At 37.4% G+C, this 17607-nt stretch carries 5 protein-coding genes; all 5 read left to right on the forward strand.

The genetic code is table 11. The annotated features are described in order from the left end of the window. The first annotated feature begins 108 nt into the window (after positions 1-108). Positions 109-1029, forward strand: coding sequence for an Rpn family recombination-promoting nuclease/putative transposase (locus AC3DU7_RS06790; RefSeq protein WP_488038596.1), 921 nt, complete (start codon positions 109-111; stop codon positions 1027-1029). A 533-nt stretch (positions 1030-1562) separates the two neighbouring features. Continuing rightward, positions 1563-7382 carry an ATP-binding sensor histidine kinase gene (locus AC3DU7_RS06795; protein ID WP_488038597.1) on the forward strand — a complete coding sequence of 1940 codons (5820 nt, stop codon included), beginning with the start codon at positions 1563-1565 and terminating at the stop codon, positions 7380-7382. 334 nt (positions 7383-7716) lie between these two features. Next, positions 7717-9750, forward strand: a complete 2034-nt coding sequence (locus AC3DU7_RS06800) for a response regulator (protein ID WP_488038598.1) — start codon at positions 7717-7719, stop codon at positions 9748-9750. Between the two features lie 16 nt (positions 9751-9766). Then, on the forward strand, positions 9767-11029 hold the full coding sequence (locus tag AC3DU7_RS06805) for a hybrid sensor histidine kinase/response regulator (RefSeq protein ID WP_488038599.1): 1263 nt from the start codon (positions 9767-9769) through the stop codon (positions 11027-11029). 47 nt (positions 11030-11076) lie between these two features. After that, complete coding sequence (locus AC3DU7_RS06810) at positions 11077-17583, forward strand: AAA family ATPase (protein ID WP_488038600.1); 6507 nt, start codon at positions 11077-11079, stop codon at positions 17581-17583. Positions 17584-17607 lie beyond the last annotated feature (24 nt).

A 17607-nucleotide genomic window follows, 5' to 3' on the forward strand; every position in this document is an offset into this window, starting at 1 on the left:
ATAAGTCAGGACTTACGCAAATTCACCTTGAAAACGACATAATCCGGACATGATATAATACCAATTTGAAAAAAGAACGTTACGAAATTAATTGAGAGAAAAAATACTATGAAATTTGTTAGTCCTAAGATAGATTATGCTTTTAAAAAAATCTTCGGTTCGCAACAAAGTCAAGATATCTTAATTAGCTTTCTCAATGCCATAATTTATGGGGGAGAAAAAACTATTCAGTCTTTGACAATTGTTAATCCTTTTAATCCCGGTCAAGTAATCTCATTAAAAGATACTTATTTGGATGTAAAAGCTGTTTTAGTAGATGGTTCTATAGTAGTTATTGAAATGCAAGTAGCGCGAATGGCTGCTTTTAATAAACGGGTAGCTTATAACTTAGCTAAAGCCTATGCTAATCAGTTAGAAACTGGAGAGAATTATCCTCTACTAAATCCAGCGATAGCCGTCACAATTACGGACTTTATTTTATTTAAAGATACTGAGGATGTTATCAATGAATTCGTGTTTCAGGATAAGAAAAAAAAAATTGAATGTCTAGAAGAAGAATTACGACTATTTTTTGTAGAATTGCCCAAGTTTAAGAAAACTTTGTCTCAGTTAAATAGTTTGAGTGATAAGTGGATTTATTTTCTGAAAGAGGCTACCAGTTTGGATAGTATCCCAGAGAATTTAGGGGAAGTTTTGGAAATAGAAAAGGCTTTAAATATTGCCAATAAAATTAACATGACAGCGGAAGAATTAGACCTAGTCGATCGCCGAGGAATGTTGATGCAAGATGAAAGGGGACGGATAACTTATGCCGAACAACAAGGGGAACAAAGAGGGGAACAAAAAGGCCAACAAAAAGGGAGAGCGCAATTAGTAATACGTCAACTTAAAAAGCGTTTTGGAGAAATTCCGGAAGCAATAATTAGTCAAATTGAAGATTTATCTGTGGCAGATTTGGATAATTTAGGGGAAGATTTTTTAGACTTCAATAGTCTGGAAGATTTATTGAGTTGGTTGCAGGAACGTTAGCGATCGGGAAAGGTAGAGAGCAGGAGTCCCTTCTGCCCTATCTCTGCCTGCGATCAAAAGAAACAAGGGTATAAAACCAAATCCCGTTATCATGCACCTCGTTTTTCGCTATTCTTCTATAATCATTCTGCTTTGTGCCTTCGTTGATTGTTTGCCTAGTTTCAAAAATCGGATAAAACGGAGTTTGATCGCGTTTGCGTAGCATTCTCTAAGAAATTGGAACGGAGTTTGATCGTTAATTCCATAAATGTCAAGTATTTCGGTTTGACATCCTCCCGACGCTGCTCTACAAGACAGCACGGTATTCCTTAACATTACTGTTAGGGGTTTTCTGTTTCTTAGCACCCGCCTTCGGAGATTTACTCTATTCCCTATTCCCTATTCCCTAGCGCTATAAAACTGAAGAATATAAAGTCACTCCGTATTTCTATCACTAGGCCAAATATTAACTGCGATCGCTTTTTGTTATGATTTAGTAAACCAATTCAAAATTTTTGAAATACTAAATTTAGAAAGAAGCAGGATTTAGCAGTATGGTTAGCAATAGAGTTAATTTTTTATCATATCACATCAGCCAAGAACTTTACAATGGTTCTAGAACTCTAGTTTATCGAGGGTATGGCCAGAGTGACCAATTACCTGTAGTTATCAAACTGCTGAAAAATCCTTACCCTAATTTTAACGAACTGGTACAATTTCGCAATCAATATACTATTACTAAAAATCTCGACTCACCTCTAATTATCCAAACTTATAGCCTAGAAATCTATCAAAATGGTTATGCCTTGGTCATGGAAGACTTTGGCGGTATTTCTCTTCATGAATGGGTTATAAAAAAGGGAAAACAACTATCTTTAATAGAGTTTTTAGAAGTAGGAATTACTCTGTGTAATGCCTTAGAAATCCTGTATCGCGAACGGATTATTCATAAAGATATCAAACCGAGTAATATTTTAATTAATCCCCACACCAAAGAAATTAAATTAATTGACTTTAGTATCGCATCTTTACTACCAAAAGAAACTCAAACATTAATCAATCTCAATGTATTAGAAGGAACACTTGCTTATATTTCCCCAGAACAAACAGGCCGAATGAATCGGGGCATTGACTATCGTACAGACTTTTATTCAGTAGGAGTAACTTTTTATGAATTATTAACAGGGTCATTACCTTTTCAATCCAACGACCCCATGGAATTACTACATTGTCATATTGCCAAAACACCACCATTAGTTCAGGAAATTAATTCAGAAATTCCATCCGTATTATCACAAATTGTGGCCAAATTAATGGCTAAAAATCCCGAAGACCGCTATCAAAATCCATTAGGGTTAAAATATGATTTAGAAAATTGTTTAATGCAACTTCAACAAACAGGGCAGATCGAAGACTTTGAAATTGGCCGACGGGATGTGGGCGATCGCTTTATGATTCCTGACAAGCTTTATGGACGAGAAACCGAAATAAATACCTTGCTCCAAGCATTTGAAAGAGTCAGTCAGGGAACAACAGAAATAATGTTAGTCGCTGGTTTTTCAGGTATTGGAAAAACAGCAATTGTTAACGAAGTTCATAAACCCATTGTGAAGCAACGGGGTTATTTTATTAAAGGCAAATTTGACCAATTTCAACGAAATATTCCCTTCAGTGCATTCGTACAAGCATTCCGATATTTAATCGGGCAATTATTAACAGAAACTGAGCCTCAAATCCAACAATGGAAAAGCAAAATATTATCAGCAGTAGGAGAAAATGGACAAGTAATTATTGAAGTTATTCCTGAATTAGAAAAAATTATTGGCGAACAACCATCGATACCGGAATTATCAGGTACTGCTGCTCAAAATAGATTTAATTTATTATTCCAAAAATTTACTCAAGTTTTTACCAGTGCCAAACATCCATTAGCGATATTTTTAGATGATTTACAATGGGCAGACCAGGCATCGTTAAAATTAATTGAGTTATTAATGACTGATACAAGCTATCTGTTTTTAATAGGAGCATATCGGGATAACGAAGTTAATCCAGCACATCCGTTAATATTGACTTTGAATGAAATCGAAAAATTTTGCTCAACAATCAACACAATTACCTTAGCACCGCTAAATCAAATACAAATAAATAATTTAGTAGCTGACACACTAAAATGTACAGAAAAATTAGCTCTACCACTTTCTCAATTAGTCTTTCAAAAGAGTCACGGAAATCCATTTTTTACCACACAATTTCTCAAAGCATTGCATCAAGAAAAACTGATTAAATTTGATTTTCAATTAGGTTGTTGGGAATGTGATATCACCCAAATTATTCAGCAAGCAGTTACAGATGATGTGGTAGAATTTATGGCGTTGCAGTTACAAAAATTACCACAATCAACTCAACATATATTACAGTTAGCTGCTTGTATTGGTAATCAGTTTGATTTAACAACTTTGGCAATTATTTCAGAACGCTCAGAAATAGAAACAGCAACTTATTTGTGGAAAGCTTTACAAGAAGGTTTAATTTTGCCCACTGGCAATATTTATAAATTTTATATAGGACAAGAAAATCAAACATTTACTCAAACAAATTCCCAGACAGTTAGATATAAATTTCTGCATGACAGAGTCCAACAAGCAGCTTATTTTCTGATACCTGAAGAGTCAAAGAAAGCAACTCATTATCAAATAGGTCAACAGTTACTCCAGAATACATCCAAGAACGAACAAGCAGAACGAATTTTTGAGATAGTTAATCAATTAAATTATGGAAAAACTTTAATTAGTGAACAAAAAGAACGAGATGAATTAGCCGAACTGAATTTAATTGCTTGTCGCAAAGCCAGAAGTGCAACAGCTTATCAAGCAGGTCGAGAATATGCCAACACGGGGTTATTAATGTTGGGAGTAAATTCTTGGCGAAGACAATACAAAATGACTTTAGCACTCCATGACTTGGCAGCAGAATTGGCAATGCTATGCGGTGACTTTGAAGCGATGGAACAGTTGATTGAGACAGTCATTGCCAAAGCTGGCACTTTATTAGAACAAATCAATGTTTACCGAATTAAAATTCAAGTAAATTCTTCTCAGAGTAAACTGGTCGAAGCCATTGCCATTGGTCAAAATTTATTGCAACAACTGGGTGTAATTTTCCCCGCAATAGTTACAGAAAAAGATATTCAAACAGCTATTGCAGAGATTGATCCATTAATTGGAGACCGGGAAATAAAAGACTTAGCGTATCAACCTCAGATGAAAAATTTGGAGAAAATTGCTATTGTTGAAATCGCTAGTAGCATAATAGCAGCAGCTTATACTATGGGTTCTCCTTTGTTTACATTACTGATCGCCTTGTCAGTAAAACTATCAATTCAATATGGAAAGACATCCGCCTCAGCTTTTGCTTATGCCTGTTATGGCATCATAGCTAGTAATATGATGCAAGAAGTTAATACAGGTGTGAAGTTTGGTCAGTTGGCAGTTTCTGTCGTCTCCCAACTCGATCTTAAAGCAGCCAAACCAGGAGTATTAAATGTAATTGGGCTATTCATCTTACACCGTAAATTTCATTTGAAAGAAACACTACCAATTCTACAGGAGGGCTATAAAACTGCCTTAGAAGTCGGAAACTTAGAGTTTGCTGGACGTAATGCTTATGTTTTTTGTTGGAATTCTTTTTGGTGCGGTCAGCCCCTTGGTAGTTTGAAAGAAGAAACTAGGGCATACTGCAATGAGTTTTTGCAACTGAATCAATTGATAACAGCCAATTACTGTCAAATTTACTGGCAAGCAATGTTAAATTTGCTGGGAGTCACGGAGCATCCGACTATTTTATCTGGGGAAGCGCTTGAGGAAGCAGAATTTCTGCCACAGCTAATAGAAGCAAACGATCTATTTGGATTGCATTTCTTCTATATGTGTAAGTTGATGCTTTGCTACTTATTTGGGGAAATAGAATCTGCTCAAAACTATGCCATTGAGATCGATCGCTATTTAATTGGTGCTGCTGGCACAATTGGGGAACCTGTATTTTACTTCTATGATTCTTTGACCGCTATAGCTGCTTTCAATCTACAACAACCGCAGAACAAGGTATTAGAGCAGGTAGAAAAAAATCAAACACAACTGCAACAACAATGGGCAAACTATGCTCCCATGAACCACCAACATAAAGTGGATTTAGTGGCAGCAGAAATTTGCCGAATTAAGGGAGAAAAACTAGAAGCAATAGAGCTATATGACAAGGCTATTTCTGGAGCCAAAAAAAACGAATACATTCAAGAAGAAGCACTTGCTAATGAGCTAGCAGCCAAGTTTTATCTCAACTGGAGTAAAGAAAAAGTAGCCCAAGCATATATGCAAGAAGCATACTATTGTTATGCTCGTTGGGGAGCAAAAGCCAAAACTGATGACCTAGAAAAACTTTACCCCCAATTACTCCAACCCATCCTCCAACAACAAAGCCTCCAATTCAACCCAACAGAAACTATTAACTTGAATCAGATGTTATCATCAACTTATACTAATGGCACTAACAACAATAATCTTTCCGATATTTTGGATTTTACTTCTGTATTGAAAGCTGCTCAAGCTATTTCCTCTTCTCTGGAATTAGACCAACTCATTACCAGTCTGACTCGTATTATTATCGAAAACTCTGGTGCAAAAAAAGCTGTACTGATGCTGCCTCAAGCTCATACTTGGCAAGTCAAAGGAATTACTTTGATTTCTCAACAGAAAATACAAACAACTCTTGCTTCACAATTATTAGATAATTCTCCAGATATTCCCATCAAAATTATCCATTACGTTAAAAACACTAAACAAACAGTTCTCATCAATAATTGTCAAACGAATATTCCCGGTTTAATAGGAGAATATATGCTTGAACATCAACCCCAAAGTGTGCTTTGTACTCCTATGATTCATCAGGAAAATTTAGTAGGGATTTTATATTTAGAAAATAACTTAACTCTAGGGGTATTTACATATAAAAGTTTGCAAGTAATTAATTTACTTTCTGCTCAAGCAGCCATATCTTTAGAAAATGCTCAACTCTACGCTCAACAGCAAGAAAAAAATCGGCAAATTGCTCAAAAGGAAGAGGAATATCGCAGTATCTTTGAAAGTGTTAATGATGGATTAGATATCCGCGACTTAGAAACAGGAAAATTGGTGGCGGCTAATCCAACTATTTACCAGATTTATGGTTATAACCAAGAGGAATGGTTGCAGGCAAAACCAGTAGATTTTATACACCCAGATTATATTCATCTCTTCAGCAACTTTTTAACAACCTTAAGAACAGGCCAAGAATTTTATACTCAAACAATTGGTAAACGTAAGGATGGAAGTTTTTTTGATGTTGAAGTTAAAGCAGTACCTTTTATATATAAAGGTAAATTACATGGCTTAACAATTATACGAGATATTACCGAACAACAAGCTGCATTGAGAGAACGTCAAAAAGCTGAAGCAGCAGTAGTTAAAAAATCCCTGGAATTAGAAACAACACTAGAAGAATTAAAACAAGCTCAACTACAGATGATCCAGAGTGAAAAAATGTCGGCACTGGGTAATTTAGTAGCAGGAGTAGGTCATGAAATGAATAATCCTTTAGGCTTTATTTCTGTTAGTCTCCAACAAGCTAAACCTACTATTGCAGATATTATTCAACATTTACAATTATATCAAGAAAGTCTGAGCAACAAGAGTGATGAAATTATAGACCATGCGGAAGAAATAGATTTGGATTATAGTTTAGAAGACTTACCGAAAATGATTGATTCGATGGCTATAGCCTGCGACAGATTAAAAAATATTAGCACTTCTCTGCGTACTTTTTCTCGTGCAGATCGAGATTATCAAGTACCTTTTAATATTCATGAAGGCATTGATAGTACTCTGTTAATTCTCAAACATCGTCTCAAGGCTAACGAAAAACGTCCTGCTATTGAAGTAATTAAAAATTATGGAGATTTACCAAAAATTTATTGTTTTCCCGGTCAATTAAATCAGGTATTTATGAATATTATTGCTAATGCTATTGATGCGTTAGATGAATCAAATATAAGTAGAACTTTTGCAGAAATTGAGGCGAATAATAACCAAATTACAATTACAACGTCAGTGGAAAATCAAGGAGTAAAAATTTCTCTTGCTGATAATGGTCCGGGAATGAATGAAGAAGTTAAAGCCAAGATATTTGACCACTTATTTACAACTAAAGGTGTAGGAAAAGGGACGGGCTTAGGATTGGCGATCGCCCGTCAAATCATCGAACAGAAACATGGAGGAAATCTTGATGTGGCCTCAAACCCTGGAGAAGGAACAGAATTTACAATCATCCTTCCTCTTCAGTAAACATTTCTTTAAACTTACAAAAAAGTCCTTATTTTAAATTATACAATATAAAAACATGAAAGAATCACTGAAACTGTATCGAAATCTTATATCAAATTTGTTGGCTAAGGTTCCCGATAAATCGGAGTAATATAATTCCTTCGATCTTCATACAATGCGTAAGGGGGTTTTGCTCTGCAATATTTAAAGTGGAGAGCTTCTACGTTAGCAAATGGCCATTAGCCCTACAATCTTTAAATACTGAATAACATCGATGCTACTGCGTTAGATATTACTAGCACAATTCTATCAAACTTTATTTTAATAAAAAATTTTAACATTAATTAAGGAAACAATGGCAGGAAATATTGCAGAATCTTGGAACTTACACAGAAACAAAAATCAGTCCCAAAATCGGTTGAGAACAACAATTGTTTTGCTCTGCCTGCTGTTGGCAGGGTATATGGGTAATTACTTCAAAATCCCCATAATTCTTCATATAGACTGGCTATTTGGCAGTATTTTTACCATGCTAGTTGTCAGACTGTACGGGTTGGGCTGGGGCACGCTTGCTGCCGTGATTTCCAGCTCCTATACAATTGTGTTGTGGCATCACCCCTCTGCCTTTATTCTCTATACCCTAGAAGCGATTTTTGTCGGTTGGGGACTGCGACGGCGCAGCAGCAACTTATTGCTCCTCGATGTTTTTTATTGGGGAATTATCGGATTTCCACTCCTGTGGTTCCTCTATATCTTTGTTGCTAACATTCCCCCTCAAAGTGTTTTATTCATTTCTTTCAAAAATCCACTCAATCAAATTTGCAATGCCTTAATTGCTAGTCTGATTCTGACTCACACACCCATTGCTCAATGGTTTAGTATCAAGAAGATTAAAACTCATGCCTTTGAGCAGACCATCCTTAATTTGCTAGTGGCCTTTGTTTTGCTACCAGCAATGGTACTGACTATTTGGAACTGTCAGGATGCTACCTCTGCTCAAGAGAACAACGTTTTAGTTCGGCTAGAAGACACCAGAAAAAATGTCAGTTCCGATCTACATAACTGGTATCATCACAACCAGGAGAAGTTGCAAGCACTCGCATCCAATATTCAAGATAGCTATCCATTCCGGAATAGATCAAACCGTTCCCAGCTCCAGGAAATAATTCAAATTGCTCAACAAACCATTCCTGATTTTCGTAATCTTTACATTACAGACACAGATGGGCAGATTCTCAATTCAACCACTGTCGAAAACGCCAATCAAAATTTTACTCAACTAAATAGTTTACCATTTCAGGCTTTATTCACAGCAAAACAGCCAATGCTCTCTGAGATGATGATGATATCCAATTCACCGACTATCTTTCAGAGTATACCCATTTGGCAAGATGACAACCTGGTGGGCCAATTTGTTGCAGAAATTGATGTAAGTGCCCTGAAAAAAACATGGCTATCCAGTCAGTCTACATCAACTCAGCTAGTGAGTTTATTAGATATACAAGATCGCGTCATTACTACCACTCGCGATGAACTGAAAGTAGGGCAAACCTTTGATCGAGACCGGAATGGTGAAATTTATCAGCTCGATCAAAATAGCTACCTTTGGGTACCGAGTATTCCTAATATGGCTAAAGTCCGGCTCTGGAGAAAGTCATTTTACGTGCACAAGATCACTATTGGTGATGAGCTTCCATGGATAGTGGCGATCGAAACACCGACTGCTTCCCATTTGGTCAAAGGCGAAAAACGCAAAATCTTGATCATTGATGATCGTTGGGAAAATCGTTCCGTATTAATTAATCTTCTAGAACCTATCGGCTTTGAAATTATCGAAGCCAACAATGGAAAAGAGGGTATCGAACAGGTACTGAAAACATCGCCGGATTTAATTATTACTGATTTATCCATGCCTGTAATGAATGGGTTTGATTTTTTATATAAGTTGCGTTCAGGAACTGACTCCGAAGGGGTATTTCATCCCCAACTGCAAAACCAAACTGTTCTCGTTTCTTCCGCCAGTGTCTTTGATGTCGAACGCCACAAAAGCCTAGATGCCGGAGGGAATGATTTCTTACCAAAACCCGTACAAGCTGAAACTTTACTAGAACTTCTACAAAAATATCTGCAATTAGATTGGATTTATGATACCAATAACACTAAAAAGCAGAATGTTGAGGTTGCTGCAGATGAAATACAGCCACCTGAAACAGAAATTTTGCAGCAACTCTGGGAATTAGCCCAAGATGGAGAACTTGATGGCATCATCGAAATCGCCGAACAACTTCAGGATACCAATACTGCTGCCTTTACCCAAGAACTGACAAGCCTGGCAGAAGCTTGCGAAATCCAACAACTGCGGACATTTATCCAACACTACCTCACTTAATCAGGAACAGAAACTCATGCCAAATCCAACTCAACCATTTATTTTGATTGTGGATGACAGCCCCACTAATTTGTCTGTGTTGTCAAAAGCATTGAAAGCTTCTGGCTATAAAGTCCGCATGGCAGTTGACGGTGAAGATGCTCTAGCCCAAGTGCAACGCCACCATCCAGATCTGATCCTGCTGGACATTGAAATGCCGAAAATTGATGGTTTTGAAACCTGCTGTCGTCTTCAGGCAAACCCAGAAACTAAAGGGATTCCAGTACTGTTTATGACAGCCATGGCCGATACTGAGAGCAAAGTCAAAGGTTTGTCATTAGGTGCAGTTGATTACATCACCAAACCTTTTGAAGAAGCAGAATTGTTAGCTCGCGTTAAAGTCCACTGGCGATTAAAGCGACTGACGGATACTTTAGAACAGCAGGTAAACGAACGTACCCAGGCACTGCAACAAGCTCAAGTGCAATTGGTACAACAGGAAAAACTCTCGGCGCTAGGACAATTAGTGGTTGGGGTAGCCCATGAAATCAATAATCCTATTGGTTCCATTATCGGTAATGTCATTTTCACACAAGATTACATTAACGATCTATTCGGTATCATCGATCTCTATAACGAAAAATTTCCTCAACCCGGTGCAGAAATTGAAGAAGCACTAGAAGCAAGCGACTTAGAATATATGCGAGAAGATTTACCAAAGTTAGTCAGTTCCATGAAAGATGCAGGCGATCGGATTAAATCAATTAGCAAAAGTATTCGCACCTTCTCCCGTGCTGATAGCGATACAAAAAAACCTTTTAACTTGCATGAAGGTATTAATAGCACCATCCTGATTTTACGTCATCGTCTCAAAGCTAACGAAAATCGTCCGGCTATTGAAGTTGTCACCGACTACGGCAAAATTCCGGAAATTTTTTGTTTTCCTGGACAACTAAATCAGGTGTTTATGAATATTATTGCTAATGCCATAGATGTTTTAGATGAATCCGATGGGGAAAGAGATACAGAAATCAATTCTCGAATTACCATTAAGACACAATTAGTAGATGAACAGGTGCAAATTACGATCGCTGATAATGGCAAAGGAATGTCTGAAGAAGTGAAAGCCAAGATTTTCGATAATTTATTTACAACTAAAGGAATAGGTAAAGGAACAGGATTAGGGTTGGCGATCGCTCGTCAAATTGTCGTAGAAAAACATGGTGGTATAATTAGAGTTAACTCTAAATGGGGAGAAGGAACAGAATTTATCATTACTTTACCAATTAAGGAAAAGTGAACTTTCCCATGGCCTTCATACTCATCAAATCTCAATCCAAAATAGCCATGAATAACCCCAGCCAAAACAATCATCTTAACCCCAAGCAGAAAATTCTCAACTATCAAATTAGCCAAACAATTTATGATGGAACTCGGACTTTAGTTTATCAGGTAGTCTGTACTAATGACCAATTACCTGCGGTTATCAAACTACTGAAAAATGAGTATCCCACCTTCAGCGAGTTAGTACAATTTCGCAATCAGTATACCATTGCCAAAAATATCAACTACTCTGAAATAATTAAAACTTATAGCCTAGAACCCTATGAGAATAGCTATATCTTGGTGATGGAAGATTTTGGGGGAATTTCTCTAAAAGAATGGGTTAAAGAGAAAAAGATAAGCTGTTTAAGAGATTTTTTAGAAATAGCTATCGCCCTGTGCAATGCCTTACATATTCTCTACCGCGAACGAATTATTCATAAAGATATCAAACCAGCCAATATTTTAATTAACCCTCAAACTAAACAAGTTAAATTAATCGACTTTAGCATTGCTTCCCTATTACCCAGAGAAACTCAAACCCTATTTAATCCTAATGTACTAGAAGGAACCCTAGCATATATTTCTCCCGAACAAACAGGGCGAATGAATCGAGGCATTGACTATCGGACAGATTTCTATTCCTTGGGCATAACATTTTATGAATTACTGACAGGAGAGCTACCATTTCAGTCAAAAGACCCTATGGAATTGATACATTGTCATCTAGTTAAACAGCCAAAATTAGTTAATCAAATCAATCCAGAAATTTCCCTAGTCATCGCAGAAATTGTGCAGAAATTGATGGCGAAGAATGCAGAAGACCGCTATCAAAGCGCTTTGGGATTGAAATTTGATTTAGAAACTTGTTTGACTAAACTACAAAAAACAGGTAGCATTGAGAGCTTCCCTATTGCTCAAAGGGATTTGTCCGATCGCTTTACTATTCCCGAAAAACTGTACGGGCGAGAAAATGAAGTTAAAACTTTATTAGCAGCATTTGAAAGAGTCAGTAATCCCCCCCAGACCCCCTTTACTAAGGTAGGAGGAAGAGCAGAAATGATGCTTGTCGCAGGTTTTTCCGGCATTGGTAAAACAGCAGTTATTAACGAAGTTCATAAGCCAATTGTCCGAGAGCACGGCTATTTCATTCAAGGTAAATTTGACCAATTTAATCGCAACATTCCCTTTTCTGCCTTTGTCCAAGCTTTCCGAGATTTAATGGGGCAGTTACTCAGTGAAAGTGATGTTCAGTTACAAACTTGGAAAACGCAGATTCTGAATGCAGTTGGTGATAATGGACAAGTCATTATTGATGTTATTCCTGAGTTAGAAAGGATTATTGGGGCGCAACCTCCCGCCACAGAATTATCAGGAAATGCTGCCCAGAATCGTTTTTATCTGCTATTCCAAAAATTTATTCGATTATTTACTAAACCCGAACATCCCTTAGCGATATTTTTAGATGATCTTCAGTGGGCAGACTCAGCATCATTGAAGTTAATACAGTTATTAATGGCCGATACAAACTATCTATTCTTAATTGGTGCATATCGCAATAACGAAGTTAATCCAGCACACCCATTAATGTTAACTTTGAGTGAAATTGAAAAAATAAAAGCAACAATTAATACAATTACCTTAACACCATTAAGTCAAGTACAAGTCAATAAATTAGTTGCTGATACATTGAAATGCAAAGAAAAATTAGCATTGAATTTTTCTCAATTAGTCTATAAAAAGACTCAAGGAAATCCGTTTTTTGCAACACAGTTTCTCAAAGCATTGCATCAAGAAAATATCATTCAATTTGATTTTAAATTAGGTTGTTGGCAATGTGATATTGCACGAGTAAATCAACAGGCACTCACAGATGATGTTGCGATCTTTATGGCGTTGCAGTTAGAGAAATTACCATTAGAAACCCAGAATAGCCTCAAATTAGCAGCTTGTATTGGAAATCAGTTTAATTTAGCAACTTTAGCAATTATTTCGGAACAATCGGAGATAGAAATGGCAGCTAGTTTATGGAAAGCATTACAAGAAGGATTGATTTTACCCATTTGTGATGTTTATAAGTTTTACCAACAAGATTCATTAGTCATTAGTAATTTGGGCGATGACAATGGACAAGTAACAGCTTCATATAGATTTTTACACGATCGCATCCAGCAAGCGGCTTATTCACTGATACCTGACGACAAAAAAAAAGCTACACACTTGAGAATTGGGCAATTGTTATTGCAAGAGTTATCTGAGCAGGAACAACTAGAACGGATTTTTGACTTAGTCAACCAATTTAATTTGGGACAAGATGTAATTTCTACCCAGGTGGAAAAACAACAACTAGCTCAGTTAAACTTGCAAGCAGGAAAAAAAGCGACACTCTCTGCAGCTTATCAAGCAGCTCAAAATCATTGTACAACTGGGATTAATTTATTACCCGTAAGTGCTTGGCAAACTGACTATGAATTAATCTACAATCTGCACCGTTATGGCTCACAAGCAGCTTATCTGTGTGGTAATTTTGACCAAGCACAAGCCTTTTATGCTGAAGCACTCACTTACTCTCAAACGCCCCTAGATAAAGCAGTGATTTATCGGGTGCAGATGACTCAATATCAACTTCAGGGAAGAAATGCGGAAGCAATACTAATTCAACGCCAAAGTTTACAATTACTGGGCTGGGAAATACCAACAGAGCAAGAGTTGATTCAAGCTGGCTTGAATCAAGAAATTGTCGCAGTTAACAAATTTTTAGAGCAGCATAGTATTGCATCTATTCTCAATCTTCCCAAGATGAAAGATGACAACATTGCAGAAATACTGCGAATTTTACAAATTCTCTTTTATACTGCATGGGTTAGTGGTCAACCAAACTTAGCGCTTCTAGCACTTGCCAAGATGACTACTTTATCTTTGCAATATGGTAACAGCGAGATGTCTCCCTTTGGCTATGTTGGCTATGGCTTAATTGCCAATGCTGTGTTAAAAGACTCTGGAACAGCTTATCAGTTTGGGGAAATAGCTGTACAGCTTTGCGAAGAGTTTGATAATGCTGATGTGCGGGGAATGACCAATTTCCTTTTTGCTGCTGATGTGCATAGTTGGAGTCGCCCAATTCGCGAAGCAGATATTTACTACGAAAATGCCTACAAATATAGCATGGAAGCCGGAAACTGGCTGACAGTTAGCTTTATTATGATGCTAAGTGGTTCTGATCGCCTCACCTACGGTAAAAAACTGGATGAATTATATGCGATCGCCAAAATCCATGCCGATTTTCTTCATCACATCAAAAGTTTAGAAAACCTAGAGGCCCTGATAGTTGGAGTTATTCAACCGATTCGTAATCTCTTAGGTTTGACAAAAAATTTCTTCAGCTTTGATGATGAAAATTTTAGTGAATCTGAATATTTAGGAAAATACAGTCATACGCCTTATCATCTAGCTTGGTTTTATTCTGTGAAAATTCGCCACGCTTATTTATTTGACGACAAAGCCACATACCCTGATTTAATCCCTCAACTAAGCATGATTGAAAATACCGTTCCCACTCATGCCAAAGTTTCTTCTAGTGTTTTTTATATTGCATTAATGCATCTCGCTTTAGCTGAAATTGCTAGTGATGAGCAAGAGCATCAAGTCCATTTACAAGCACTTATTCCCCTAGAAGAAAAATTAAATAATTGGCAAGCAGCCTGTCCAGAAAATATTCTTCATAAGTGTCTACTAATACAAGCAGAAAAAGCACGGCTAAATCAGCAAAAAACTACAGCGATTGATTTATATGAACAAGCTATAATCGCAGCCCAAGCTAATGAGTATATTTATGAAGAAGCACTCAGTAATGAACTAGCTGCTAAATTCTATCTGAGTTGGGGGAAAGAAAAAGTTGCGGCTGGATATATGCAGGAAGCATACTATTGCTATGCCAAATGGGGAGCGAAAGCTAAAACTGCCGATCTAGAATATCGTTATCCCAATTTACTGCGCCCTATTCTCCAGTCCGACTCCCAATCCTTGAATGTACTAGAAACCCTAGCAAGCATTTGTAATGCTAATAATTCAAGTTATACCTCAATAAAAACCAATTCATCCACTACAGGCATCAATACATCTCTAGATTTTGCTGCGCTCCTCAAAGCATCTCAAAGCATCTCCAGCACTATTGATTTTCACGATCTACTGCGTCAACTTACTCAAATTATTTTGCAAAACTCCGGTGGCGATCGCTGTGCCTTAGTATTGCCTAATTCTGACGGTGTCTGGCAGGTTGTCGCTACTGCTACATCGAATGTGACTGAGATTTGTGCAGATTCTCTGGATACCAGTACTAACCTGCCCATTCATCTGATTCAGTATGTCAAAAATAGCCAAGCAATGGTAGTCATTAATAATGGCAAAACCGATTTGCCTATAGTTGATAAATATTTGAACCAACAACAACCAAAAAGTGCGTTGTGTTTACCTCTGATTAATCAGGTGAAATTGATTGGCATACTGTATTTGGAGAACCAATTTACCAGTCATGTCTTTACGAGCGATCGTATTCTCATGCTCAACTTCCTCTGTACCCAAGCGGCTATATCCATTCAAAATTCTCATCTATATCAAGAAGTACGGGATTTTGCAGCTGAACTGGAATGCTCCCTCCAAAATGCCCAGCAAAAATCTCAGGAGTTAGCAGAAATCATTGCCCTCTCCAATGGTCAAAAACGAATTTTGGAATTGATTACTCAAGAATTGCCTTTAAAGAAAGTGTTAGAAGAAACTGCACTTTATATTGAAGAACAATCTCACCATCCTGCCTATTGTTCTTTTTTATTTCTTGATGCTGAAGGACGATTGCGACATGGTGCGGCTCCTAGTCTCCCAAATGCCTACAACAATTTAGTAGATGGAATTAAAATCGGGCCAAACGTAGGCTCCTGCGGTACAGCCGCTTATTGCAAAGCCACTGTAATAGTTGAAGATATTGCTACTGATCCCCTCTGGGCAGACTATCGTGTGGCTCTAGACTACGGTTTGCGGTCTTGTACATCCACTCCAATTTTAGGTGCAGAGGGGCAAGTATTAGCTACTCTAGCGATGTATCAACCTAAACCTAGTGGTCTGACTCCCCACGATTGCAAACTGATAGAAGTAGCAACTTATCTAGCTCGGATAGCTATTGAACGCCATCAAATTCAAGCTGAAAAAAAAGATGCGGAAGCCTACAATGCTCGCCTATTCAAAGAAGTTAAACAAGCAGAAATCGACTTACGGCAAAATAAAGCTTTCCTAGAAGCACAGCGCGAATCTTCTTTAGATGGAATTTTAGTAGTCAGTCAGAACTATGAAATTAATTATTATAATCAGCGATTCTTAGATATATGGAAATTTCCGCCAGAATTACGAAATGTTCGCGACTATCCTTCGATGCTTGCCTATGCAATGAATCAAACGGTAGAACCAGATGCTTTCTTAAAGAAAGTTTTGTATTTATACGAACATATCAATGAATCCAGTCACTGCGAACTCCATCTTAAAGACAGCAGAGTTATCGAAAGGACATCATCTCCAGTCAACTCATCTGATGGAGCATATTGGGGACGAATTTGGTATTTTAGAGATATCACCTGCCGCAAACTGTCTGAAACTGCCATCAAACAAAAATCTCAAGCACTCGAACAAGCTCTTCAGGAATTGCAACAAGCACAGTTACAAATCGTGCAAAGTGAAAAAATGTCTGCATTGGGCAATTTAGTAGCGGGGGTTGCCCATGAGATTAATAATCCTCTGGGTTGCATTGTGGGTAATATTAGTGCCGTCGAAGATTATAGCAAGGATCTGTTGGGGGCGATCGATATCTACGAGAATAAATTTCCCCATCCAGGGAAGGAAGTTGAGAAAGAATTAGAAAAGTTCGATCTAGAATATTTACGAGAAGATTTACCCAAATTAGTCAGAGCCATGCAAGATGCAGGTAATCGCATTAAGTCAATTAGTAAAAGTCTCAGCAGCTTCTCCCGTGCCGATAATAACCAAAAACAGAAATTTAAGTTGCATGAAGGGATTGAAAGTACCATCCTAATTTTAGGCCATCGCCTCAAAGCTAACCAGCATCGTCCGGCAATTGAAGTTGTCACAGACTACGAAAATCTACCAGCCATTAATTGTTTTCCGGGGCAATTAAATCAGGTATTTATGAATCTTCTCGCCAATGCTATTGATGCTTTGGATGAATCTAATCAAGGACGAGATTGGGCTGAGATTAAAACTAATCCCAATCGGATTACGATTCGGACAATGGTAGAAAGTGAAATGGTGAAAATTTCGATTGCTGATAATGGCGAAGGAATGTCTGAGGAAGTGAAAGCCAAAATTTTCGAGCATCTATTTACTACTAAACCAGTAGGAAAAGGGACGGGTTTAGGATTGGCGATCGTTCGTCAAATTGTAGTAGAAAAACATGGAGGTACAATTAGTGTTAATTCGGAGATTAGTGTGGGAACGGAGTTTATAATTAATCTCCCGATAGGCAAATGACCTCTATCCTGCAAAGAAAAGGGA

It is taken from the genome of Okeania sp., from assembly GCF_983059655.1.